The 25,812-nt window shown below is 42.9% G+C and carries 20 protein-coding genes and 5 tRNA genes; 6 read left to right on the top strand and 19 right to left on the bottom strand.

All coding sequences use genetic code 11. The features are described 5' to 3' along the window. The first annotated feature begins 65 nt into the window (after positions 1 to 65). The 6 genes from GUY17_RS11680 (at position 66) to ruvB (ending at position 7,899) form a co-directional block, all read left to right on the top strand. Positions 66 to 2,891, top strand: coding sequence for a transporter substrate-binding domain-containing protein (locus tag GUY17_RS11680; RefSeq protein ID WP_101087023.1), 2,826 nt, complete (start codon positions 66 to 68; stop codon positions 2,889 to 2,891). Positions 2,892 to 3,063: 172 nt separating this feature from the next. Continuing rightward, positions 3,064 to 4,839, top strand: a complete 1,776-nt coding sequence (aspS, locus tag GUY17_RS11675; protein ID WP_162023258.1) for an aspartate--tRNA ligase — start codon at positions 3,064 to 3,066, stop codon at positions 4,837 to 4,839. A 123-nt stretch (positions 4,840 to 4,962) separates the two neighbouring features. Continuing rightward, a complete protein-coding gene (locus tag GUY17_RS11670) occupies positions 4,963 to 5,715 on the top strand; it encodes a YebC/PmpR family DNA-binding transcriptional regulator (protein ID WP_101087025.1) in 753 nt (250 codons plus the stop codon). 7 nt (positions 5,716 to 5,722) lie between these two features. Beyond that, positions 5,723 to 6,244 (top strand): crossover junction endodeoxyribonuclease RuvC, encoded by a 522-nt coding sequence (ruvC, locus tag GUY17_RS11665; protein ID WP_101087026.1) that lies wholly within the window; start codon positions 5,723 to 5,725, stop codon positions 6,242 to 6,244. Continuing rightward, entirely contained in the window at positions 6,241 to 6,858 is a 618-nt protein-coding gene (gene ruvA / locus GUY17_RS11660) for a Holliday junction branch migration protein RuvA (RefSeq protein WP_101087027.1), read from the top strand. The genes ruvC and ruvA overlap by 4 nt, the downstream gene beginning before the upstream one ends. A gap of 30 nt (positions 6,859 to 6,888) precedes the next feature. Further along, positions 6,889 to 7,899 (top strand): Holliday junction branch migration DNA helicase RuvB, encoded by a 1,011-nt coding sequence (gene ruvB / locus GUY17_RS11655; protein WP_101087028.1) that lies wholly within the window; start codon positions 6,889 to 6,891, stop codon positions 7,897 to 7,899. A 180-nt stretch (positions 7,900 to 8,079) separates the two neighbouring features. Here ruvB and gloA read toward each other — a convergent pair whose 3' ends face one another. The 19 genes from gloA to GUY17_RS11560 all read right to left on the bottom strand — a co-directional run bounded on the left by gloA (position 8,080) and on the right by GUY17_RS11560 (position 25,433). After that, positions 8,080 to 8,490, bottom strand: coding sequence for a lactoylglutathione lyase (gloA, locus tag GUY17_RS11650; protein WP_162023257.1), 411 nt, complete (start codon positions 8,488 to 8,490; stop codon positions 8,080 to 8,082). Between the two features lie 584 nt (positions 8,491 to 9,074). Further along, entirely contained in the window at positions 9,075 to 9,851 is a 777-nt protein-coding gene (locus GUY17_RS11645) for a hypothetical protein (protein ID WP_162023256.1), read from the bottom strand. Between the two features lie 399 nt (positions 9,852 to 10,250). After that, the gene (locus GUY17_RS11640) at positions 10,251 to 10,988 is read right to left on the bottom strand and encodes an SDR family oxidoreductase (RefSeq protein WP_101087030.1); all 738 of its coding nucleotides are present in this window, start codon (positions 10,986 to 10,988) and stop codon (positions 10,251 to 10,253) included. 80 nt (positions 10,989 to 11,068) lie between these two features. Then, on the bottom strand, positions 11,069 to 11,671 hold the full coding sequence (locus GUY17_RS11635; RefSeq protein WP_217351051.1) for an SDR family oxidoreductase: 603 nt from the start codon (positions 11,669 to 11,671) through the stop codon (positions 11,069 to 11,071). A 54-nt stretch (positions 11,672 to 11,725) separates the two neighbouring features. Continuing rightward, positions 11,726 to 13,102 carry an NAD-dependent succinate-semialdehyde dehydrogenase gene (locus tag GUY17_RS11630; protein ID WP_162023255.1) on the bottom strand — a complete coding sequence of 459 codons (1,377 nt, stop codon included), beginning with the start codon at positions 13,100 to 13,102 and terminating at the stop codon, positions 11,726 to 11,728. Between the two features lie 928 nt (positions 13,103 to 14,030). Beyond that, positions 14,031 to 14,993 (bottom strand): mechanosensitive ion channel family protein, encoded by a 963-nt coding sequence (locus GUY17_RS11625; protein WP_101087032.1) that lies wholly within the window; start codon positions 14,991 to 14,993, stop codon positions 14,031 to 14,033. A gap of 934 nt (positions 14,994 to 15,927) precedes the next feature. Further along, on the bottom strand, positions 15,928 to 16,560 hold the full coding sequence (gene nth, locus GUY17_RS11620) for an endonuclease III (RefSeq protein WP_101087033.1): 633 nt from the start codon (positions 16,558 to 16,560) through the stop codon (positions 15,928 to 15,930). A gap of 59 nt (positions 16,561 to 16,619) precedes the next feature. Then, a complete protein-coding gene (locus tag GUY17_RS11615) occupies positions 16,620 to 17,315 on the bottom strand; it encodes an electron transport complex subunit E (RefSeq protein ID WP_101087034.1) in 696 nt (231 codons plus the stop codon). Continuing rightward, complete coding sequence (gene rsxG / locus GUY17_RS11610; RefSeq protein WP_254439815.1) at positions 17,308 to 17,955, bottom strand: electron transport complex subunit RsxG; 648 nt, start codon at positions 17,953 to 17,955, stop codon at positions 17,308 to 17,310. Before rsxG ends, GUY17_RS11615 begins: the two co-directional genes overlap by 8 nt. Positions 17,956 to 17,957: 2 nt before the next feature. Beyond that, a complete protein-coding gene (rsxD, locus tag GUY17_RS11605) occupies positions 17,958 to 19,010 on the bottom strand; it encodes an electron transport complex subunit RsxD (RefSeq protein WP_162023254.1) in 1,053 nt (350 codons plus the stop codon). 2 nt (positions 19,011 to 19,012) lie between these two features. Next, positions 19,013 to 21,367, bottom strand: a complete 2,355-nt coding sequence (gene rsxC / locus GUY17_RS11600) for an electron transport complex subunit RsxC (RefSeq protein ID WP_162023253.1) — start codon at positions 21,365 to 21,367, stop codon at positions 19,013 to 19,015. After that, complete coding sequence (gene rsxB, locus GUY17_RS11595) at positions 21,361 to 21,942, bottom strand: electron transport complex subunit RsxB (RefSeq protein ID WP_162023252.1); 582 nt, start codon at positions 21,940 to 21,942, stop codon at positions 21,361 to 21,363. The genes rsxC and rsxB overlap by 7 nt, the downstream gene beginning before the upstream one ends. After that, positions 21,942 to 22,520: an electron transport complex subunit RsxA gene (gene rsxA / locus GUY17_RS11590; protein WP_101087227.1), complete on the bottom strand. Its 579-nt coding sequence runs from the start codon at positions 22,518 to 22,520 to the stop codon at positions 21,942 to 21,944. The genes rsxB and rsxA overlap by 1 nt, the downstream gene beginning before the upstream one ends. A gap of 139 nt (positions 22,521 to 22,659) precedes the next feature. Then, positions 22,660 to 24,558 (bottom strand): EAL domain-containing protein, encoded by a 1,899-nt coding sequence (locus GUY17_RS11585; protein WP_162023251.1) that lies wholly within the window; start codon positions 24,556 to 24,558, stop codon positions 22,660 to 22,662. A 378-nt stretch (positions 24,559 to 24,936) separates the two neighbouring features. Continuing rightward, positions 24,937 to 25,012 (bottom strand) — tRNA-Asn (locus tag GUY17_RS11580). A 32-nt stretch (positions 25,013 to 25,044) separates the two neighbouring features. Beyond that, positions 25,045 to 25,120: transfer RNA gene (locus tag GUY17_RS11575), tRNA-Asn, on the bottom strand. Positions 25,121 to 25,149: 29 nt separating this feature from the next. Next, a tRNA-Asn gene (locus GUY17_RS11570) sits at positions 25,150 to 25,225 on the bottom strand. 23 nt (positions 25,226 to 25,248) lie between these two features. Continuing rightward, a tRNA-Asn gene (locus GUY17_RS11565) sits at positions 25,249 to 25,324 on the bottom strand. Positions 25,325 to 25,357: 33 nt separating this feature from the next. Then, a tRNA-Asn gene (locus tag GUY17_RS11560) sits at positions 25,358 to 25,433 on the bottom strand. Positions 25,434 to 25,812 lie beyond the last annotated feature (379 nt).

Raw genomic sequence — 25,812 nt, 5'->3', positions numbered from 1 at the left:
AAAATGGCAATGAACAAGCTTATTTAATAAATAAGTATAAAAAGTGAAAGTATTAGGGAAAAAACTTGAAATTTATACCTTGGATATTAGCAATATTATTTGCGTGGATATCATTACCTGCGCAGGCAATACATTCAGATAAAGCCAATACGTCAGTACGCCAACTTCCCTTAGTTATCGTGATGGGAGAAGATACTTATCCATTTGAATATTTGGATGAAACGGGAACTCCTGCAGGTATTTTGGTCGATTTGTGGCGCGAATGGTCCATTATTACTGATACCAAAGTGCAATTTGTGTCTCGGCATTGGCAACAGTCACTCGATCAGCTTGAACAGAAAAAAGCAGATGTCCACATTGGCATGTCTCAAAACCAAGCTAGGTTAAAAAAGTTTGATTTTGCCAAACCCTTTACTTCACTCAATACCTATTTATATATTCATAAGTCGCTCAGTAGTAAAAAACAAATTAGTGATTTAGTGCCCTATCAAATTGGTATCGTGAGTGGCTCATCCCATGAAGCAACATTATCAGCGCTAGAACCTAAGCTTAGTTTTAAGCGTTATCAAAATCGTGAACAATTATTACAAGCAGCCGTTAAAGGTGAGTTATTTGTTTTTGCCGGTATTGAAGGATATCAACGCAATTTAGCACTTGAACAAGACATAGCCGCCAATTTTTACAGCTCATCGCGCATACTCATCAAAAAAATCAACTTAGCCCCTGCGGTGGTTAAAGGGGATTTAGAGCTTCTCAACAAAATTAACCATGGTTTTGAATTAATGCCGGCGAAGGTTATTCAGCAAATAGAGCGGCGGTGGTTAGGCTATCATCGACAAACTGCGGGAGTCATTATTGCCATGCAAAATGGTGTCGAGCCTTATGCCGATATCGGCGCTGATGGCTTGCCACATGGAATGTTAGTTGATTTGTGGACTTTATGGTCTGAAAAAACCGGTATCAATATTGATTTTGTGGCGGGTGACATGAGCAGTTCCATTGATGATGTTAAACGTGGTGTTGCAGATGTTCATATTGGTTATCCTGAAAGCCAAGATATGCGCACTGGCTTAAAGCAAGCGTGGCATATTATTTCGGTTAAAAGTCGCTTTTTTAGTTCGAACTTAGCGTTAAATAGCATTGAAAATACTGCTATGCGGATTGGGGTTTTCCCTACCGCGCCTTATATTAGTGATATTAAAAAAGCATTTCCCAAAGCGCAGTTACGTTTTTATGATTCATTAGACGGCATGGTTAAAGCGGCACGTAAAAATGAAATTAGCGGTTTTGTTTCATCTGCAGCAATGACGTCTCATTACTTATTAGCCAATAAGTTGTGGGCAGAGTTTCGTCAATATACCGATATCGAATTTTCAACAGATATGTATGTTTTAACGCGCATTGATGACAGTGGCTTAGCGGATCGGATTCAAGCTGGATTTAATTTGATTTCTGTTGAAGAACAAATTCAAGTTGAGCGTAAATGGTTAATTAACCCAGACGATCGTTTTTTTGCTAATTCTGCCAATAAAATCAAACTAACAACTCAACAAAAGCAATACGTTAGTAGTCTAGGGGCCATAAAAATGGGTTACCTGAAAAATTGGGCTCCTATGGAGTTTCAGGGTAAAAACGGTGAGTTTTTAGGGGTGAATGCAGACATCAAAAATTTATTGGTTACCCAACTCAATTTAACCATTATCCCGGTGGCTTACGATGATTTTGGCAACATGATGAGCGACCTGGTTAAAGGTGAAATTCATTTAGTAGCCAGTATGGCTAAAACGATTGAGCGCGAAAATACACTGGCATTCTCATTAGCATATTGGCCGTCACCTTGGGCGATAGTCACGTCGTTAACTCAGCCTCCCATTTTTAATATCTCCCAAGTTACCGGTAAACGATTGGCTGTTGTTGATGGCTATCACATTGTCGATCAGCTTCGCCAACAATACCCAGGTATAAAATTAGTGCCTGTTGCAGACACTAAGCAAGGTATGGCAGCGGTTATCACGGGTCGTGCGGATATGTTTGTTGAACAAGTAGCAACATTGGCGACTACGTTAAAAGGTGGCCAATATCCGAGTTTAAAAATGTCTTTATTAGCTGAGTTAACTGAGCAGCATAGCCATATAGGCTTATTTCCGGGCGTCAAAGGTTTAGTGCCTTTGATTGATAGAGTCATTGCGACCATTGATGAAACCGAACAACAGAACATGTATCAAAAATGGGTTTCGCTAGATCTTAATAGTGACACATTACGTTACCAACGTTGGTTGAAAATATTAGTGATTGGTTTGCTAATTATCACCTTAATTGCCATCGTGGTTTTGATGTCGAATCGACGTTTAAATGTCGAAATTCAAAAACGTCTTAAAGCTGAAGAAAACCTTCGATTTATGGCTAATCATGACAATGTTACGGCATTGCCAAATCGCAGTTTACTTGACGATAGATTAGCGCAAGCCACTTTGACTCATCATCGGGATAAATCGAAGTTTGCACTGTTATTTATTGATTTAGATGGTTTTAAAGCAATAAACGATCGGCATGGTCATCATGTGGGGGATAAGTTGCTACAACGTATCGCCTTATTATTAAGCCAACATGTGCGAGATTCTGACACGGTTGCCCGTTTTGGTGGTGATGAGTTTGTGGTGTTATTAAATCATATCGAAGCCAAAGAAAATGCTCGTCAAGTGGCTGAAAATATTTTATTGGGATTAAAGAAACCGTTATTAATCGATGATATCAATGTCACTATTTCGGCCAGCATTGGTATCGCTATTTTTCCTGATGATGCCGATACCGCTGCTTCATTATTGAAAAAATCAGATCAGTTAATGTATCAAGCTAAAAAAGTCGGTGGCCATCAACATAAAATGAGCTAGTTTTTGGTTGATGGTTTTTCCGTCAGTCGATTGAGTTTATTCGCTGTAGGTCTGGTTAATTGCTGCAATCTGATTGATACTTCAATGCATAAGTTTGAGTCACGGTATATAATGCCGTTTTTATCGTTTTCGATTTCCAAAATACCGCTTTGTGGATAAAGGATAGAGTTCAATGCGCAGTCATTATTGTGGAGACATTAATACGTCTCATCTAGGTCAAGAAGTTACTTTAGTTGGTTGGGTTAACCGTAGTCGCGATTTAGGCGGAGTTGTGTTTTTAGACTTACGCGATAGAGAAGGGCTAGTTCAAGTTGTTTTTGACCCAGATCTAAAAGACGTTTTTGATATAGCCAGCACATTGCGCAGTGAGTTTTGTGTTCAAATTAAAGGTGTTGTGCGCGCTCGTCCTGATAGCCAAGTCAATTCACAAATGAAAACCGGTGCGATTGAAATTTTAGGTACGCAACTGACAGTGATTAATGCTTCAGCGCCTTTACCTTTAAGCATGGATAATTATCAAAATAACAGTGAAGAACAACGCTTAAAATACCGTTATTTAGATTTACGTCGCCCAGAAATGGCCGAGCGTCTTATCTTCCGCGCTAAGGTTACCAGTTCTGTTCGTCGCTTCTTAGACACCAATGGCTTTTTAGATATCGAAACGCCTATTTTGACCAAAGCCACTCCAGAAGGTGCGCGTGACTATTTAGTCCCAAGTCGCACTTATAAAGGTCAATTTTTTGCTTTGCCTCAATCACCACAGCTGTTCAAACAGTTGCTCATGATGTCTGGTTTTGACCGCTACTATCAAATTGTTAAGTGTTTTCGCGATGAAGATTTACGTGCAGATCGCCAACCTGAATTTACTCAAATTGATATTGAAACCTCATTCATGTCTGCCGAACAAGTCATGGAAAAAACTGAGCAAATGATGCGCGGTTTGTTTCAAGATTTATTGAATGTTGATTTAGGTGATTTTCCTCGCATGACCTACGCCGAAGCAATGAAGCGTTATGGTTCTGATAAGCCTGATTTACGTAATCCACTTGAATTAGTTGATATTGCTGATTTGGTTAAAGATGTTGAGTTTGCGGTATTTAATGGCCCTGCAAATGATGTCGAAGGTCGCGTTGCGGCACTTCGTATTCCAACAGGTGCGTCATTATCTCGTAAACAAATTGACGATTACACTAAATTTGCCGGCATTTATGGTGCTAAAGGTTTAGCGTGGATGAAAATTAATGACTTAGCTGCAGGCATGGATGGTATTCAGTCGCCTGTACTTAAGTTTTTAACTGAATCTATTGTTAACGATATCATCAGCCGTACAGGTGCACAAACCGGCGATATCATCCTATTTGGTGCAGACAAAGCCAATGTGGTTGCTGAAGCATTGGGCGCCTTGCGCTTAAAAGCTGGCGAAGATTTCAAGTTACTTGAAGGACAGTGGCGCCCAATGTGGGTTGTCGACTTCCCGATGTTTGAGAAAATTAACGGTGGATTCCACGCGGTTCATCATCCATTTACTGCGCCTCGTGGTATTAGCCCAGCAGAATTAGCAGCAGACCCAGCAGCAGCTATTTCAGATGCCTACGATATGGTATTGAATGGTTGTGAATTAGGTGGCGGCTCAGTGCGTATTCATAACGCCGAAATGCAAAGTACAGTATTCAGTATTTTAGGTATTGAAGCTGAAGAAGCACAAGAAAAGTTTGGCTTCTTACTTGAAGCGTTACGTTACGGTACACCTCCACACGCGGGGTTAGCGTTTGGTTTGGATCGTATTATTATGTTGATGACCGGCGCAAGCTCGATTCGTGACGTAATGGCATTCCCTAAAACGACTACCGCGGCATGTCCATTAACTAACGCTCCTGGTTTTGCTAACCCAGTGCAGTTAACGGAATTGGGTATTGCGGTGATTGAAAAGGTTAAAACTGAAGAGTAAACATTATTGTTCAGCGTAATACGCTCTTAAATAGGGCACCACATACCGAGGCTGCTGCCTCGGTATGTTTTTGACAAGTATGGTTTTTTACTTGAATTATCCAATTGGATAAAGGAGCTTAAGATGGCAGGACACAGTAAATGGGCCAATATAAAACATCGTAAAGCCGCACAAGATGCTAAACGCGGTAAGTTGTTTACCAAATTTATTCGAGAGCTTACTGTAGCAGCTCGCGAAGGCGGTTCAGATGTTGATGCTAACCCCAGATTACGCGCTGCAGTTGATAAAGCCTTATCCAATAATATGACCCGTGATACCGTTGAACGCGCCATAAAACGCGGTGCCGGTGAGATAGATGGTCAGCAACTAGAAACCATTATTTATGAAGGCTATGGTCCAGGTGGTACTGCGGTCATGGTTGAAACGATGACAGACAATCGTAATCGCACCGTTTCTGGTGTGCGTAATGCATTTAATAAGTCGGGTGGTAACTTGGGTACCGATGGTTCAGTGGCCTATTTATTTACTAAATCTGGCATTATTTCCTACGACACCGATATTGATGAAGATAGCCTAATCGACAGTGCATTAGACGCAGGCGCCGAAGATGTTATCACTCATGATGATGGGTCAATCGATGTATTCACCACTCCAGAGACCTTTGGCAAAGTCAAAGATGCACTTGATAGTGCTAGTTTTGGATCTGTTCATGCTGAAGTGACTATGGTTGCATCATTAAAAGCTGAACTTGATGCAGATACCGCCGAAAAATTTTTACGTTTAATCGATACCTTAGAAGACCATGATGATGTACAAGAGGTATATCATAATGCTGAGATATCAGATGACGTTATGCAAGCGTTAGACAACGCATGAGGCATCAATGGCCATTATTTTAGGAGTCGATCCCGGCTCCCGCATTACAGGCTACGGTGTGATCCAATGCCAAGGCCGTCAACAGATTTACCTTGGTAGCGGCTGTATTCGAACCTCTGCCGATGAATTACCACAACGATTACAACAAATTTACGCAGGCTTATGCGAAATAATTACTCAATATCAGCCGGATGAATTTGCTATTGAACGGGTATTTATGGCCAAAAATGCTGATTCAGCCCTAAAGCTTGGCCAAGCCAGAGGCGCGGCAATTGTTGCTGCTACGTGTGCTGGACTGCCCGTGGCGGAATATAGCGCAACCCAAATAAAAAGTGCTGTAGTGGGGACTGGCCGAGCTCAAAAAACGCAAGTTCAACATATGATTAAGCAACTACTCAAACTACCTGCTTCACCACAAGCTGACGCGGCTGATGCATTAGGAGTAGCAATATGCCATTTTCATACTTATCAAAGCCTTATCGCTATGGGTGGTAAAGCTAGCAGCAGAACATATGGAAGATACAAATGATAGGTCGTTTAAGCGGTATTTTAGTTGAAAAACAAGCGCCTGAAGTGGTGCTTGATGTCAATGGCGTTGGTTACGAATTACAAGTGCCGATGACCAGCTTTTATGAATTACCAGGGTTAAATCAAGCTGCGATGTTATTTACTCATTTTGTGGTGCGTGAAGATGCGCAGTTACTTTATGGTTTTATCACAAAACAAGAGCGTGCATTATTCCGATTATTGATTAAAACCAATGGCGTTGGGCCTAAATTGGCATTAACGATTTTGTCGGGTATGACTGCATCTGAGTTCGTGTCATGTGTTGAACGAGATGACATTGCCACCTTAGTTAAACTGCCAGGTGTCGGTAAGAAAACCGCAGAGCGTTTAGTGATTGAAATGCGTGACAAGCTTAAAAGTTTACTTGAAGCTTCTGCAGGCTCGGAGCGCGAGTTTATGCTGCAAAGTAATTATACTCCAGCTGCCCCAGTTGATAGTGCAGAAGAAGATGCAATTTCAGCTTTATTGTCGTTAGGCTATAAGCCTGCTCAGGCCAGTAAGTCGGTTTCTGCGGCTTTTAAAGAAGGCATGAGCTCAGAAACGCTAATTAAAGCTGCATTAAAATCAATGCTATAAATATGATATGCATAAACAGGGTACGTAAAAATGATTGAAGCTGATCGCCTAATCCAACCGCAGGTACAAGGTCAAGATGAACTGATTGATCGTGCTATGCGCCCTAAAATGTTGGATGAGTATACCGGTCAAGATGATACTCGAGCGCAGCTTAAGGTTTTTATTCAAGCAGCGATAAATCGCCGTGAAGCCCTCGATCACATGCTGATTTTCGGTCCTCCAGGATTAGGTAAAACAACGTTAGCGATGATTGTGGCTAATGAAATGGGCGTGAATATCAAATCCACTTCTGGCCCTGTGCTTGAAAAAGCCGGTGATTTAGCGGCATTGTTAACCAATCTTGAAGAAGGTGATGTGCTGTTTATCGATGAAATTCATCGTTTAAGCCCTGTAGTGGAAGAGATCCTTTATCCGGCGATGGAAGATTACCAACTGGATATTATGATTGGTGACGGCCCTGCAGCACGTTCAATTAAGTTAGATTTACCGCCATTCACGCTTATAGGGGCGACCACTCGTGCTGGAGCACTAACATCACCACTGCGGGCGCGTTTTGGTATTCCACTGCGTTTAGAGTTTTACAATGTCAAAGATCTTACCACTATCGTGACACGCTCAGCGAATGTGATGGAGCTTGAGATTGATCAGCAAGGTGCGATTGAAATAGCCAAACGTTCACGAGGCACCCCGCGAATTGCTAATCGTCTATTACGCCGCGTTCGCGATTATGCGGAAGTCAAACATGATGGTAAAGTCACCCAAAAAGTTGCCGAATATGCGCTTGATTTACTTGATGTTGATGAGCAAGGTTTCGATTATTTAGACCGTAAACTCCTGCTGGCAATTATTGATAAATTTATGGGTGGTCCAGTAGGATTAGATAACCTTGCCGCCGCGATAGGTGAAGATAGAGAAACGATTGAAGATGTATTGGAGCCTTTTTTAATTCAACAAGGCTTTATTCAGCGCACACCTAGAGGACGTATCGCTTCTCAAAGAGCCTACGATCATTTTAGTTTGGTTAGACCTGAAAAAGCGTAATCTGTTTATTAGCTATTTTAGTCCCACACTAATGACTTGTAGATATATAGCCTAGCGCAGTAAAATTTTGTAAGAAATCTCTGTCATCAAAATGATAAAACCAGCTTTCGCTGGTTTTATCATATCTAACGAATCTAAAGTGTACTTTCAAGCGCACCTATTTTTGCTGCTTAGGCAATATTAGCCAAGTGCTTCAGTTGCTGATTTTTTTTGAATTAATTCGATTTTGTATCCGTCTGGATCTTCGACAAACGCAATTTCAGTTTTGCCGCCAGCAACAGGGCCAGGTGCTCGAGTGATTTTACCGCCAGCAGCAGCAATTGCTTCGCAGCGCGCATAAATATCGTCTTCGCCTATGGCCAAATGTCCAAAACCATTGCCTAAATCGTATGTATCGGTACCCCAGTTATAGGTTAATTCGATAACGGCTTGGCCTGTGGTTTCTTCACCAAAACCAACAAAGGCTAGGGTGTATTTATATTCTGAGTTTTCAGATTGACGCAGTAGTTTCATTCCCATCACTTGGGTATAAAATTGAATGCTGCGATCTAGGTTGCCTACACGGATCATCGTATGAAGTAATTGCGACATGATATGCTCTCTTATAAAAATTTATCTAAGTTTAACAAGTTCAGATGACAATGAAAATATTAGCGGTTGATACCAACAAAATTTTGCTTTAGCTCACATTTGTGAGGATATTTTTTGGGTTAAACGCTAAAAAGCGTTATTGTTGCCATATACACATTTGGAGGCAAGACAATGAATACAGAATTGAAAATGGCATTAGGCACTACAGTTATTATTGCGATTTGTTTTAGTGCATTTTTTGTGTCGTTGTTTTAAGCGTCAGCAAAAAATAGATAGTCCCATTTGAGCCATCACTAAAGATGTATTGCATATTAATTGATGAGTTAATATACAATACATTAATATAAAACCCCTAAAGTGCCTTCGGTGCTTTGGGGGTTAATTTTCTGGGTATATCTTGTCTTTAAAATCACAAGTCTTCAATTATACAGCAGTCGCATCGTGGTTTTCTCGATAAGCACCGTTCGCTGGTCTTGGCGTATTCGACTGTTTCAGATCCAAAAGTGACATTTCATCGGTTGTGATCTCGCCAATTTCTGTATGCCTAATTCAGTTTGAACTGGGATATAACGAAGAGAATGGTGTTAACCAAACTTGTTTTCATGATGTTTTAAGGTTAATTCTACCCGTTCCAATGCTGTCATGATCATCGCCGCAATTGATGGAGATTGGTTTTTAATAAATAATGTTGACGAATGAGCCGCACACAACACTTCAGCACCGCTCCATTGCTTCGCTATATCCGTGGCCCAAAGCCGAAAATCATCAGCAGCTCCTTTGCGTCGTTCCAATGTTTTCGACAGTGTCATATGAAAAGACAATTCTGGACTTTTTAAAAAACGAAGTATACCGGGTAATTGAAGGTACATTAATGTGTCGTCAACGTGAATGGTTTTTGATTCTTTGTGGTAAGCAAGCACCGATGAAAAATGTAGGCGCTCGTTTTTGGAAATAAAATCGACCCCGCGGGGCACTGAAAATTCAAAATCGTCTGAAAACAAAGCGGCAAACTCGTTTGAATTAGTTAACTCTGTTTGCCATGTTAGATTGGGCAATTTATCGATATGGCGCTGTGTGCCATAGAGTTTTGCGTTTGGATAATCCCCATGTATTTTTTCAATATGTACGGTGTGGAATGGATGTAAATTAATAATCGCTTCAATGTTGACTCCATTGTTAGTCAGCGAATCGATTTGCTGTTTAACGTCGTCTTGCATCTCATAAGCGTCAAGCAATACAAACATGCCATTACCGCGCTTTACTAAAGAAGCGTGGGTGCCAATATTTAATAAACCGAAAACGTTAAACTCACCACGAATATTCCAAAACTTATCTGAAATTTTTAATATTTTGTCAGTCATAGTTGATACTCATCGTTTGTTTCACCTCAGGATAATTCGCCAAGTATAAAGAGAGTGAAGTAAATTTTTATTTACTTCACTCTGACGGCTTATGCCCTAGATGCTAGGCTCTAGGCTCTAGGCTCTAGGCTCTTATCTCGTATCTAAAATTCCGACACAGAGACCGTAGAGCAAATGGATTTACTGAGAAATGACAACATAAGCACTCAGGCAACGGATCCTTCCGCTGTACCATTTGTTCTCTGGTCCGACAATCCGTTTGAGCCCGCATGCTAAAAATGGCTCTCCAGTGTTGGCTTACAATTTAAGTGGTTCAACAGTAGACACTAAGCTGCTGTGATGCTGAACGTTGACCATGCCAGTTTGCATATTGCTCCTGTCAATAGAGCGGCTGTCTGGTTAGAGCGGCTGCCTAGTGGGGCGGATGATAATCTCGTTGACATCAACATCTGTCGGCTGCTCAATGGCATAAGCAATTGCTCGCGCAATCGCATCAGGGTCAATGGCCATCTCGTACATTTCATCAACACCCTTGGCAGTATCGGGATCGCTGATTTTACTGGTCAGCTCGGTCGCCACGGCCCCAGGCGAAATATTGGTGGAGCGGATTTCCCCATTGCCTTCCTGACGCATGCCTTCTGATATCGCCTTCACGGCAAACTTGGTAGCGGAATAAACGGCGGACGCGGGAAAGACCTTATGTCCGGCTATCGACGAGAGATTAATAATGTGGCCGACATGCTGCTCGCGCATGGTCGGCAGCACCGCGGCAATGCCGTAGAGCACGCCTTTGATATTGACGTCAATCATCTTCTCCCACTCGTCGACCTTGAGTTCATCGAGGGGCGATAGCGGCATCAGACCAGCGTTGTTGACCAGCACGTCGATGCGGCCATACGCTTCCTTCGCGGCCTTGGCCAGCGACTCGACCTGAGCGCGGTCAGTGACGTCGGTAACCTGATAAATAGCTTCACCACCCTGATCCTTAATCGTGTCACGCAGCTCCACAAGGCGTTCCTCGCGGCGGGCAGCAAGCACCAGTTTGGCGCCACCCTTTGCCAAGCGTAGTGCTGTGGCTCTACCCAGACCACTGCTGGCACCGGTAATGATAACGACTTTGCTATTGATCTCTGACATGGATTTTCTCCTGTTGAAATGAATGATTGAATTTTACAAGTTAACGGTCCAAGCCTGGTGTTACGCCAGTGACGCGACGGTCAGGCTGATTGCATATTCTGCACCATACCGTCGTAACGGCCTGTAGTAGCGGCCTCCACCAGTACATGGGCCACATCCGCTCGAGATGCTTTGGCCGATTTGTCGACGTCCTCACCTAGGATCACATCCGTGCCGCGGCTCTTGTTGGTCAATGCCACAGGGCGCAGGATCGAGTAGGTTACTCCGGAAGCCTTGAGGTATTCGTCCGCTTCGTGTTTGGCATTCAGGTAAGGGGCCATGTCGCCGGTGGGATTGGATTGATCTGCGCCGATCGAGCTGAGCATCACGAAACGCTTCACGCCAGATTCCTTCGCCAGATCAATCAGTCGCTTAGCGCCGTCCCGATCCACTTTTTTGGTCATTTCAGGGCCCGTGCTTCCTCCCGAGCCAGCGGCAAAGATCACCGCATCCATGCAGTCGCACAGGCCGGTTTCCAGGTCGGTCAAGTCACCATGGCGCAGCTCTACGCCTTGGGGCAGTGAACTGGTATCCGAACTTTCGCGAACCAGCGCTATCGGCTTATGGCCCTGTTCTATCAGGTACTGGGCCAGAAGCTGGCCCGTTTTGCCGGTGGCACCGGCGACAAGAATGTTCATGCTCATAGAGAAATCCTTAATGTTGGATGAAATGGGCGAAATTTTGGGTGTAAAGCGAGGTCAGGGCAGAAAAATCGACTTTACGTTGACGAATTCCTTCATACCAAAGCCACCGTGTTCACGTCCGTACCCAGAATTCTTGACCCCGCCAAATGGCATATTCGGATCAGCAGCCCCAAACGAATTAATACGGATCATGCCTGTGTCGAAGTCATCGCGCGCCAGTTTGAGGGCACGCTCCTCGTCCTTTGAAAAGATCCCACCGCCGAGTCCATAGCGGCTGTCATTAGCCAGCCGCATGGCGTCCTCATCATCACTGGCGCGGATAATCGACGCGACAGGTCCGAAGATTTCATCGTCGTAGGCCGGCATTCCTGGCGTGAGGTCTGCTAGCACAGTGGCTGGATAATAGGCACCCGTGCGGTTTGGTACTTCACCACCGCAGAGGATTTTTGCACCCTTGGCGACGCTGGCATCCACCTGCTCCTTGACGGTGTCAAACTGCTCCTGGCTGGAAAGCGGGCCAAGCTGGGTATTCTTATCGGTGGGGTCACCCATGTTGATCTTTTGCATTTGGGCGACGAAAGCCTCGACAAAGTCGTCATAGACCTTATCGGTCACGATGAACCGCTTGGCAGAAACGCAGGTCTCTCCGTTGTTGTAAAGTCGACCCATTACCGAAAATTTTACGGCGGTTTCGATATCGGCATCCTCAAGCACCAGGTAAGCGTCATTCGAGCCCAGTTCGAGTACCGTCTTCTTTAATTCTTTGGCGGCCACAGCACCGATGTGTCGCCCAGCGCCATCGCTGCCGGTCATTGTGACACCACGGACCTTAGGGTGGGCTATCAGCTTGTCGCTGGTGTCGTGGTCAATCACCAAAACCTGGAACAGGTCCTCGGGCAAGCCGGCCTCAATGCATAATTCACGCAAACGTAGACCGGATCCGGTGCAGATGCTAGCGTGCTTCAGAATACAGCCATTACCAGCCATCAGATTGGATGCCAGTACACGAACCGGCTGGTAAAGGGGAAAGTTCCAAGGCTGAATTGAGTAGATAACGCCGATGGGCTGATAACTGATGACGCCGCGTTTACCGTTGAGTGCTTGCTCGCGATCTTCATCGGCCAGCACGTCGAGTCCATTTTCAGCGGTGTAATTAAAGATAGCTGCACAGAGTTCGACCTCAACGTGTCCATCCTTAAGGAGCTTGCCGGTTTCGTTGGTCATCAAAGCGGCCAATTCATCGGTATTGTCGAGCAACTTTTGAGCGATCATCTTGAGGTAGGGGGCCCGTTCCTGATGGGTCAGTTCGCGCCATTGCAGAAATGCCCCATGGCAGGACTCAAGCCGATCCGTCGCCTGCTTTTCGGTCATGATGTCGTAGGTATGGATTTCTTTTTCGGTCGCGGGATTAATGGTGGTGATTGTCGACATGGTTGCTCCTTCCTAATCTGATAGGCTAACGCCGTTGACGCTAGCTAAGGTGGATTATCAGTCAATTGGCGGGATCTGTCTGTTCGCTTGCCAACACTACCGCGTTGCAAACATCGCCGAGCTCCTGCTGGTAGTGGATAAATGGCCCAAAGAAAAAGTATAAAAAGAATAAACCACATGCTTGATCTATTCATCATGGTCTGATGTTGTTGGGTTGAGGGTCATTGAACCCACTGTTGGAACAAGTCAATGGATGAGGAAGTTAGGGATTGTTAGTGCTAGGTATCAATTTTATTCGATAAATCGACAAAAAAGTGCTAGGTAGGCATGTCGACTTCCCCCCTTTTTGTAAGAATGCTTGTAAGAATGCGGGACCAGTGAACAAATTTGATGGTGCTAATCCCCTAGGCGATATCTTGTTGTTAGGGGGCTCGCATTGACGACAGTAAATTGTCTGGCGCTGAAATGGGCAGTGGTATTGACCCACTTGCTGTAATGGCAGCAAAATAGTTTATCTTTGAACGCTTGATTTTTTATTCCTGTATGGCAGGACATGATTAAGTGAACCACTGGACTCACGAAAGTATTTAGTCAATTATTATGCTATATGTCGGATCAGTGATGCTGTATGTGAGATCAGTGATGCCATCTGTGCGCATTCGATGAGTCAGAATAAGCGTATTCAAGCGGTGGTTATGCGCTTATATATATCAGAGAAAATTTGAACGTCGGCTAGCTAAGTGTTACCGACCTACAAACTGCCTGGAACAATACGCGTACTAGTAGCAGAATGCCGATGGTTGGCTCTTTTTTCCAGAATTCCATGTCCGATCAGCCAACCTTCAAAAATGTTTTGATAGTCTAATTAAGTTAGACCAATGCGACAAAGCTGACGTTTAGTTCATGAAAGTTTCTCTGATCCCAGAGGTTACTTTTCATTTTCAGACGATGATGGCTTCTGTGAGTCTGCTGATTCTTCTTCTGACTTTTCTTCTGACTTTTTTTCCGGCAACATGGTATTGAGCTTCTCACCGCCTTTGGCGCCAAAATCCAATGTTCTGATAGGAAATGGAATTAAGATATCCGCTTTTTCTAGCGCTTTTTTAATTTCTACAACCGCCGTATGTCGAGCTTTCATAAAGCCAGTGTCACCTGGGTAATCGATCCAGAACCAGACTACTAAGTTTATACAGCTGTCTGCAAACCCCTCAGCAAACACGGCAGTTTGTTCTTTTTTGATAACAAAATCACAAGCGTTTATCGCTTCTTCAATAACTCCAGCTGCCTTCTCTGGGTCGTCTGCGTAAGAAATACCCACGGGTACTACGATGCGCCTGACCCCTGTAACCGTATAATTTGTGAGTACGTTTCGAAACAAGATTTTATTTGGAATAACTTCTATTTGGCCAAAAAACGTTTCGACTAATGTGTTACGCAAATTAATGGTTTTTACGGTGCCAAACACATCTCCTGCCTCAACCACATCGCCAATTTGAAATGGCTTACGAATACCCATCGCAATACCAGCAATAAGATTCTCTGCCATGTCTTGAAAAGCAAAACCAAGTGCTAGGCCAATAATACCTGCGCCAGCTAAGAGTGACGTTACAGTACCGGTTAATCCTAAAAACTCTAGGGCGATAAATAGCCCTGTCAACAGCACCAGCATCTTGATAATTGATGAAAGTAGATCGGCAATTTGTTCAGACTCTAAGGTTTTATGAAGCACTTTTCGAACGACTCTACCAACATATTTAGCCAGTAAGCCAAAAAACATGGCTAATAGAAAGGCGACTATAAAATTCGGCAAGTGTTTAATGCCAGCTTCTAGCCAGCCTTGTAATTTTTCGTCAATTAGCTGCCAGAATTTGTCTAATACAGAGAGGTCCATTAATATTATTCCCACTATTATTTATCATCGTTCTTCAATGCAGATTCAGCCCGTGTATTGAGCTTCTCTAGTGTCGAGGATAGGTAAAATAAAACGTCATTTTTCATAAAATGAAAATCCATGTAGCCTCATATTCTCCATACTAACATCTCTTTACTATCCTTGAGGGAGTGAAAGTCAGCGCACTGTTGTCTACTACTTAAAAAAGCTCAGCACATGCTGCGGACAACAGAGCTTTCTACACCGTCATCACCCGATGTTATTCGCTCAACGTTAAAGATGTCACAAGTTGACTTTACGCGGTGACTGGGGTAACGGTGGGAACGTTGATCTTCCTCTATTGCCTCGGGATAATTTGGGACGATTTTTTAACTAAAAATATGTGTATCAATGGCAATAGTGGGCTAGCCAAATATCGGAGTATCGCTGTTGATAAAACCAATTCTATCATTGCGAAAGAGTCGGTGAGTGCCATAAGCACAAATAGTTAAGTTAAGTTAAACCTAGCATTTTTGGTTCTTTTTCTTTATGCCTTTGCTTCTTGAGGCAGTCCAGTTTCGCGCAATGCTTTTGTATCTTTTAATGGATATGCACCAAAAAACGGCGGTATTCCCAACTGAATTGAGAGGAGCTCTCGTAGCCAACTTTGAATGTCGTTGTCACATCTAAGTTGTCGGTTAACATTAAACGACGAGCTTCGTTCAAACGTAAAATTTTCGAAATTGCAGAGGCGTCACTGAACGAAAATGACTGTAAGATAAGTATAGATACATGCCGATTTGGTGTTGGACTCTTACGCTCAGGGCGGCGAATTGTCAGTGAAATGGTGAACAATACACCATACCAACAGGTTTGGATCTTTTCCCTCTTTATCCCGCAACAGGACAAAAGAGAGAACAGACATGACACATATCGACGTCAACAAGGTGATAGACTATTCAGTTTTATCTTTAAACTCACACAGGTCTTCGATAATACAAGAACCGCAACGGGGTTTTCTGGCTAAGCAAGTGTAACGTCCGTGAAGAATAAACCAATGATGTACATCCACTTTAAACTCGCTCGGCACCACTTTAAGCATATTCAGTTCAACTTGGTCGACATTTTTGCCGGGAGCAAACTTAGTTCGATTTGCTAGCCGAAAAATATGCGTGTCAACGGCAATAGTGGGCCAGCCAAAGGCGGTATTGAGTACTACATTGGCCGTTTTTCGTCCCACTCCAGGTAAAGCTTCTAATGCTTCTCGATTCTCGGGTACTTCGCCACCATGTAAATCAACCAGCATTTTACAGGCGTTAATCACATTAACGGCTTTGTTATTGTATAAGCCAATGGTTTTGATGTATTGCTTAAGCCCATCAACGCCTAAGTCATAGATTGCTTGAGGCGTATTGGCAACAGGAAACAACTTATCAGTTGCCTTGTTGACACTGACATCGGTTGCTTGTGCTGATAGCGTGACAGCAACTAATAACTCAAATGGACTAGAAAAGTTCAGTTCAGTTTCAGGCTTAGGATTATTGTCTCTTAATCTGTTGAGTATTTGTTGTCGCTTATCTTTATTCATAATAATCGGTCATTTTATCGTTAAGTTAACGGTCTCAGTAGTTTAACTGCAAAGTCTTGTTAGTTGACTTTAGTGATCCGCGCACGCGTTACGCTAACACTTTCTACCTTAGGTTGCAGGGCGTTAACTCGGCTATCGATGACATTTTTAAGGGCTATTAATAATCCCATGCCAATAAAAGCACCCGGCGGCAACATAGCCAATAAAAATGGCGTGTCCACATGCCATACATGAATGGTTAACACACTTGCCCAATCACCTAATAGTAAATCTGCACCGCCAAATAACGTTCCTTGGCCGAGCAATTCGCGGCTAGCACCTAAAACAACCAGTACAGCGGTAAAGCCTAAGCCCATCATTAATCCATCGAATGCCGAATGCGCTAATGAGTTACGCGAGGCAAATGCTTCTGCGCGGCCGATAATGACGCAGTTGGTTACAATCAGCGGTAAGAAAATACCCAATGACAAATATAAATTATAGGCATAAGCATTGATCAGTAATTGCACGCAAGTAACAAGCGCGGCAATGATCATGACAAACACGGGGATACGAATTTCTTTAGGCACAAAATCACGTACCAAGGAGACTAAAATATTGGATCCAACTAATACCAACAACGTCGCGACGCCCAAACCCAATGCATTGGTGATTGTTGCGGTAACGGCTAGTAGCGGACATAACCCTAATAATTGTACTAATCCCGGGTTATTTTTCCATAGTCCTTGAGCTGCAATTTCACTATATTTACTCATGGTTGGCCTCACAGACATAATGACTTTGATAAAGTGCTTGGCGATGTTGTTCAACAAATGTCAGTGCATTGGCAATCGCTTTAACGTAAGCGCGTGGAGTAATAGTGGCACCCGTAAATTGGTCAAATTGACCACCATCTTTCTTTACTTTCCACATATTGCTGTTGTCTTTAAATAACTTACCACTGAAATGAGTGACCCAATCCGATTTTCGCAGTTCAATTTTATCACCAAGCCCCGGGGTTTCTTGATGGGAAAGGGTACGAACACCTAATATTTTACCTTGGTTATCTACACCAATAATGAGTTTTATTTCTCCGTTATAACCATCTGGTGCAATAGCTTCAATCGCGATGGCTACGGGGAGTTCATTTTTATAAGCAAGGTATGCTGGTAAGTCAGCTTTAGTGCCTAACAGTTCCGGGGAGTTAACCAAAATGCATTTTTCACTGAGTACATTATCGTATAACTCAGTCGGCACAATTTGGTTAAGCGTTAAGGTTAATTGTTTTTGTTGTTGCAATAATATGGTGTCACTGGTTAACGCGTTCACTAACGCAACTAGGCCAGTGCAACATAAGGCAAATAGGCCAAGTAATAGGCCATTTTTAATCATCGGGTTAGTTGTTAAAATAGACATTATTAATTTCCTACTCGATGACCATAACTGCGTGGACGAACATAATAATCGATAAATGGCGCGCACATATTGGCTAATAAAACGGCGAAAGCGACGGCGTCAGGATAACCACCAAATGTTCGTATTAAGTATATGAGTAAGCCGATCATGGCGCCAAAAATAAGTCGACCTCTAGGACTTGCTGCTGCGGTAACGGGATCTGTGGCAATGAAAAATGCCGCCAGCATGGTTCCTCCTGAAAATAAATGCATCACAGGGCTAACGAAGGTATCTGGGCTGATCAAAAAACCAATACTGGCACAGACAAACAAAGTCAGCACAATAGCGCCGCTAATATGCCAGCGTATCACCTTAAGCTTTAGCATCACTAGGCCACCAACAAAATAGGCCATATTGACCCAAAACCAACCTTCGCCGACACTGCCAGAGAAGATGGTTTTAGTCATACTTTCTGTTGTGGTAAGCCCCATAGAAAGGTCTGTTTTTAATGTGTCGAGCGGCGTTGCCATGGTGGTGCCATCAATCGCCAAATGGAAAAAATCTGCAGCATATCCCGTGTTTAATTCAAAGATACTGTTGAAGGTATGCAACATATCTGCGTAATTGACGGTTAAGGTTTGAGGGGCAACCCATGAAGTCATTTGTACCGGAAATGATATCAGCAGCAGTACATAAGCGGCCATTGCAGGATTAAAGACGTTATTACCTAACCCACCATAGAGTTGTTTAACAATAACGATAGCAAATAATGTTCCGATGACGATTAACCACCAAGGTGCTAATGGCGGGATCGCGACCGCAAGTAAGCTTGCGGTAACCAATGCGCTATTATCAGTTAAGGTAGCGACAATATTTTTATTGCGCAGTTTCATTACTGCAGCTTCTGCTAAATAAGCCACCGTAATTGCGAGTAATAATTGAACTAACGTGCCGTAACCAAAATAATAGCTTTGTACTGCAATACCTGGAATAAGGCATAGTGCCACACGCTTCATTACCGTATTGGTGTGCAATGTTGTGCTGACATGTGGAGATGAGGCAATTTTAAATGCCATAGTTATAGTTCCTCTTGCTTAGCACTGTTAGCGAGTTTCTTGGCTTTCGCTTTGGCAACCGCGGCAGCAATTTTAGCTTTTTTGTCATCGACAGGGCTTGTTGCAATGGTTGTATCTGAATTAACTTCGTTTGCGGTATCGCGAGGCTGATCGTCGCCCACGTCATTTGTCGCGCTAGAATCAACAGCTAATGCCGCTTTCTTGGCTTTCGCTTTAGCAACCGCGGCAGCAATTCTAGCCTTTTTGTCATCGACAGGGGCTACTGCACTTGTTGTATCCACTTCGCTTGCTGAATTAACTTCGTTTGCGGTATCGCGAGTCTGATCGGCGCTCACATCATCTGCCGCGGCAGATTCATTGGCTAATGCTGCTTTCTTGGCTTTTGCTTTGGCTACGGCCGCAGCAATTTTAGCTTTTTTGTCATCGACAGGGCTTGCTGCAATGGTTGTTTCTGTTTGGCTTGCTGGATTAACTTCGTTTGCGGTATCGCGAGCCTTATCGCCGCTCACATCATCTGCCACGGCAGACGCATTGGCTAATGCTGCTTTCTTGGCTTTAGCTCTAGCAACTGCAGCAGCAATTTGTGCTTTTTTATCATTGACGGGGTTAATGTTCTCGTTAGTTATATCCGTTGTGACCGCAGCTACATCACTTTGATTATCTACTTTAGACTGAGCTGCAAAGGCGGCTTTTTTAGCTTTCGCACGTTCAATAGCGGCATTAACTGCTGTTTTCTTCGCGCTGGTACTGTCTATTGCTGCTTTTGGTGCATCAGTATCAGATGTTGTTACAGCAGTATTAGCAGTTATGCCTTCTGCAGCCTGGGCTTTTTTAGCGGCGATACGTGCCATAGCAGCGGCTACCGCATCTTTATCACCCGACTTCATATTTGCTTGGCGTTTGGCAGCTGCTTGTTTTGACTTTTCTTCTCGAGCATTTTTTTCATCTTCAAGTCGTTGTAAGCGTGTTTCGAAACGAATTTTTGCTTTTTCAGCTTGTAGTTTTTCTTCTGCGGTATTCTTCAACGCTGATTTCGCGACCCGATAATATTCAACTAAAGGAATGTCACTTGGGCATACGTAGCTGCAACAACCGCATTCAATACAATCTTTTAAGTTAAAACTTGCCGCTTTGTCGTATTCCTCCGCTTTGGCGTGCCAGAATAGCTGTTGCGGTAACAATAACGCGGGGCAGGCGACTGCACACTCACCACAACGAATACAGGCTTTCTCATCTGGATCAGGAGCTATTTCTGCTTGGCTTGGTGCTAATAAACAGTTGGTTCCTTTTGATATTGGCACATCAAGATCACTCAACGCGTATCCCATCATCGGACCGCCGACAATGACTTTTTGTGAACTCTGCGGTTCAAAACCGACTTGGCTGAGGGCATCAGCTACTGTAGTGCCAATTCTCAGCCAATAGTTTCCAGGTTTACCGATGGATTCACCGGTTAACGTCACTACGCGTTCAATGAGTGGTTTACCCTGTAATACCGCTTCTTGAATGGCATAGGCGGTACCGACGTTATGCATAACAATACCAAGTTGAGCAGGAATGGCTCCACTGGGCACTTCTTTGCCGGTAATAATTTGAATAAGTTGTTTTTCGCCGCCTGACGGGTACTTTGTCGGAATAACGGTGACACGGATCATATCGTTAGGTAATGAGCTGCGACGAATAGCAGACTCCATTGCTTGAGCCGCTTCAGGTTTATTATCTTCAATAGCGATAATAATACGTTGTGCGTTAAGCAAATGCTGAATGATACTAATACCAGTTAATATTTCATCACTGTATTCACGCATTAATCGATCATCAGCACTAATGTAAGGTTCGCACTCCACCCCATTAATAATGATTAAATCGATTTCACTCGCGGGGTTGAGTTTTACATGACTGGGAAACGCTGCGCCGCCCATTCCTGCAATACCTGCTTGCCTTATTTTGGCTAAAATATCGGCTTTGGACAGTTGTTCAATCTGATTTGAGGTAAGATCACACCAAGTATCATGTCCATCGGCTTCGATAATGCAACTCAGCACAGGCAATGAAGAGGGATGATTGCTACCGTGTTGCTCTATCGCGACAACGGTCCCGGAAGTAGGGGCATGGACGGGTAAATAAATAAAACCAGCACCTTCAGTGAGTGGTTGTCCTTTTAATACCTGGTCGCCGACCTTGACACTCAAGGTCGCTTGTTGACCAACAAGAGGAACCGGTATCACAAATCGCGATTGCAGTGGCAAAGGTGATATGGTGCTTTGGTTGGAAAGTGATTTAAGTTCAGGTGGATGAATCCCGCCAGGAGAGCGCCACAAAGTACCTTTATCTAATTGCTCTAATAACGTTAGCACCGTTTGTCCTCTTGCTCTGTATTGATCACGTTGATAGGGATCGCGCGTAATTTCCAATCCCAATTTTGTATTGTGGTTTCAACTGGGATCATATCAATACAATCGACAGGGCAAGGCTCAACACATAAGTCACAGCCGGTACAATCTTTGGCAATAACGGTATGCATTAATTTACCAGCACCTAAAATGGCATCAACTGGGCAGGCTTGAATACATTTGGTACACCCAATACATTCATCTTCACGGATATAAGCTACTTTTTTAATACTGGCTTGTGCCTCTTTGCCTAATGCTTCAGGTTCAACCCCCATAAGCTCGGCAATCTTTTCCATGGTAGCAGTACCACCAGGAGGGCATTTATTGATTTTATCGCCGTTAGCGATAGCCTCAGCATAGGGGCGACAACCAGGATAACCACACTGACCGCATTGAGTTTGCGGAAGCAGGGTTTCAACTTGATCAATAATAGGATTACCTTCAACTTTGAATTTTTTTGAGGCAAAACCTAAAATGACGCCAAACACTAATGCTAAAACGCTTAATACAGCAACAGCAATTAATATATTCGATACCATTAGCTAACTAGCCCCGCAAACCCCATGAAGGCTAATGACATTAAACCGGCGGTGATCATGGCAATTGCGCCACCTTTAAAAGGCAAGGGCACGTCTGCAGCGGCTAATCGCTCGCGCATGGCCGAAAACAAAATTAACACTAATGAGAAGCCAACTGCAGCACCAAAACCATAAATAGCCGATTGAATAAAGTTATGGTCTTCATTGACGTTGAGTAAAGCGACGCCTAATACAGCGCAGTTAGTCGTGATAAGTGGCAAGTAAATGCCCAGAGCACGATGTAAAGATGCACTGGTTTTTTGCACAACCATCTCGGTAAATTGCACTACGACGGCAATAACCAAAATAAAGCTCATCGTACGTAAGTAGTTGAGGTCAAATGGCTGCAGTAAAAATTCATTGGTGAGATAACTCAGAATAGAGGCTAGGGTCAACACAAACGTGGTTGCCATCGACATGCCAATTGCTGACGCCAATTTGCTCGACACCCCCATAAAAGGGCATAGACCTAAGAATTTTACCAGAACGAAGTTATTCACCAGCACTGTGCCGATCAACAAGAGAAGATACTCTGTCATTGCTACAATTTTTTGACCAATAGATCCTAGTATTATCTTAGGTTTGGCGCCGATAAACAACGGATAAAAAATAAGGTTAAACATAAAATGTTTAACCTTGACATAAAATCGTTATTTTTACCGTTTGTTAACGTTGTTTTTACTGTTTAGTTAACAACGCTTCAGGTTTAGCAATATAATATCCTTGTAGTCCATCCACTAAAAGTTTTTCAAGGGTGAGTTTTTCATCTTGTTTTTCAACACCCGTGGCAATGACTCGAATACTAATGCGTTTGGCGATATCAACAATCATCCGGATAAAGAATTTATTGTTGTTATCCTGTTCAATATTATCACTATAACTGCTGTCCAATTTGATAAAGTCAGGACGGACCTCTCGGAAAAATTTAAATGAGGTAAAACCTAAACCAAAGCGTTCGACAGCGACTTTTGCGCCAACTTTATGGATCTCTGTGACAAATTTATGACTAGACTCTAAGTTAGCCTGCATTCCAGACTCATTGAGTTCAAACACTAATCTAGCCGCAGTACCACGGTGTTTAGATAATATATCCTTCAACCACACGGTAAAACTCTCTTGCAGAGCAGAAGAAGCACTAATATTTACCCCCATTTGGCCTGAAATACTGGGGTTTTCACTTAACACTTTAATGGTTTGAGTGACTATCATTTTATCGAGTTCTACACTCATACCATAACGCTCAGCCATCGCAATCACAGTGGTTGTGGGTAAAGGTTTACCTTCGGAGTTATAAAATCGAGCCAAAAGTTCACGGTAAACTTCGGTGTCATTATTACAGGGCTGAATAGGTTGTTGATAAAATTTAATACTTCGACGGTTAATTAAGTCGTCAATGGTCACTTTCCAATGGTTATTACCAAATTGTTCATTCGCTGATAATTTTTCCAATTGATAGTAGCGATTGGGTCCGAGCGTTTGTGCCACGCTGACAGCGGTATCGGCTAATGCCATCAATGCTAATGGTTCATTTCCTTGTTGATAAGGCACCATACCCGCATGAGCAATAGAGTCACTCTTGATACTCTGGGCATATTCATCAAGATGACGCTTAAGTTGCTCTAAAAATCGTTCACCCTCTTTAAGAGTAATACTTTCAATGAAAACAGCAAAATCACCGCTAGATACCCGAAAACACTCACTCAATCCGAGGTTTGTAACTGACTTTCGAATACAAGTAGCCAGTTTAGCTAAATAATCATCACCAGCAGCACGGCCATGTAGTTGGTTAATCGTTGCCAGTTCTGCGGCCTTAATAACAACGAGGACACCATGCTGTTGTTTATCTGTTTTGCTTATAGTGTCAATATGTTGTGTAAAGCGTTGTCGAGTAGAAAAACCACTCACGGGATCTTGATATGCCGCTTTAGTTAATTGTTCATTTTCTTTGCGTACGCGATCTAAACTGAGTTTTAATTGGCTACGACATGTTTCTAATGCTTTGCCGATGGGATGGAGCACACCTGGGAAGCGAGATTTCTCAATGGCTAGGAACGATAAGTCTGGAATATGAGTAATGTATTCGGCGGCATAGTTAATTCTTTTACGATGTAATTGCATTAACACCGCAAATAACAACATCAAAGCAATATAAGCGGTAATCAATAACGTCGCAGTTTGCTCTAAGTCATTAAAACTAGGGGACAACACACTCGCGGTGTCTAATCTAACTTGTAAACGCCCGTCAGGAAAATCATGCACATGGCCTAATTCAATATTAAAAATCTCGCTGGCAAAATCATCAGAAGGGCGAAGTAAACTGCCATGAGTATAATTTTCATTGCTGTCAGTATTATGGATATATTGGAAAAATTGAAAAGAAAACGCTGTAGACATACGTTGGTATAGCGCTTCTCCGCTACCCTGCCATTGATCAATGGTTTGCACGTATTGCTGGTAATTAGCTCGTGCTATTTCACCTTGTTCTTGTACTTCGTTGTTTTCGACCGTGTAAATTCGAAAAATTAATAAACCGAACACGATAAAAAGGACAAGCTGAAAGGATTTCGATAAGCCCATAAAACAACAATTCCCATGAGTGTATGGCTAAATTTGCTCGGTCTTGCACAAATGTCGTGCTGTAGATGTTCGACCGTGGTATTTAATCAATAATATAATGCTTTAAATAATAATGCTTTAAATAGTTTATATAATAACCAATATCATCATAGCAGAAATGAGATTAAATGATTACTAATCTAAGGTATTATTTATAATAGAAAAACTAGCGATTTAGTACTAATTAATACCGATGAATAAGCGATTATAGCTAAGGTAAATTAAACTATTGATTAAAATATTGAAATTATAGGGTAGATTAAGCAAGAGTGTGTTTTGCAGATGATAACGTTGCGGGATTTCTGTGGCTATTGTTGCGTTTCATGTTGCGTTTAATAATGGCTCCCCAGACTGGACTCGAACCAGTGACATACGGATTAACAGTCCGCCGTTCTACCAACTGAACTACTGGGGAATTAATTATTACTATAAATACTTAATTTGAAATGGCTCCCCAAACTGGACTCGAACCAGTGACATACGGATTAACAGTCCGCCGTTCTACCAACTGAACTATTGGGGAAGCGTATTATTTCAAATGTGTTATCTCGATGGCTCCCCAAACTGGACTTGAACCAGTGACATACGGATTAACAGTCCGCCGTTCTACCAACTGAACTATTGGGGAATTATTTCGATAACAGTAAACGATGGCTCCCCAAACTGGACTCGAACCAGTGACATACGGATTAACAGTCCGCCGTTCTACCAACTGAACTATTGGGGAATTACGCTTACATCTCAACTCTGCATACTAAATTGGCTCCCCAGACTGGACTCGAACCAGTGACATACGGATTAACAGTCCGCCGTTCTACCAACTGAACTACTGGGGAAGCGTTTTTAGCAATGTATTGCTGAGAACGGAGCGCATAGTAAAACGCTCTGGTAACTGAGTCAACTCGAGTTATAAAAAAAAACGCATTTATGTGACTAATTGGTTACCAAACACACATCGTGAACGACTTTTGGGCATTTGTGTCGATTTTTAAACAATGAAAACAAAATGAATCACTTACTCTCAACATTCATTTCCTCGATTATAAAGACAATATTTTTGTATACATCATGTTTTTGATGTCTATCGTTGCGTTTTTTCGGCTATCTCGTCGGTGTGGTTTTATGGTGGAACTGAAAACCGTGTTGATATAAGTTCAATTCGGGATACAGAGATTGTATAGATCGGTAAAAACGGATTTTTGGCAAGTCAGCAAT

It is taken from the genome of Shewanella sp. Arc9-LZ, assembly GCF_010092445.1.
GTDB lineage: Bacteria > Pseudomonadota > Gammaproteobacteria > Enterobacterales > Shewanellaceae > Shewanella.
This window is presented reverse-complemented; position numbering and strand designations above follow the sequence as displayed.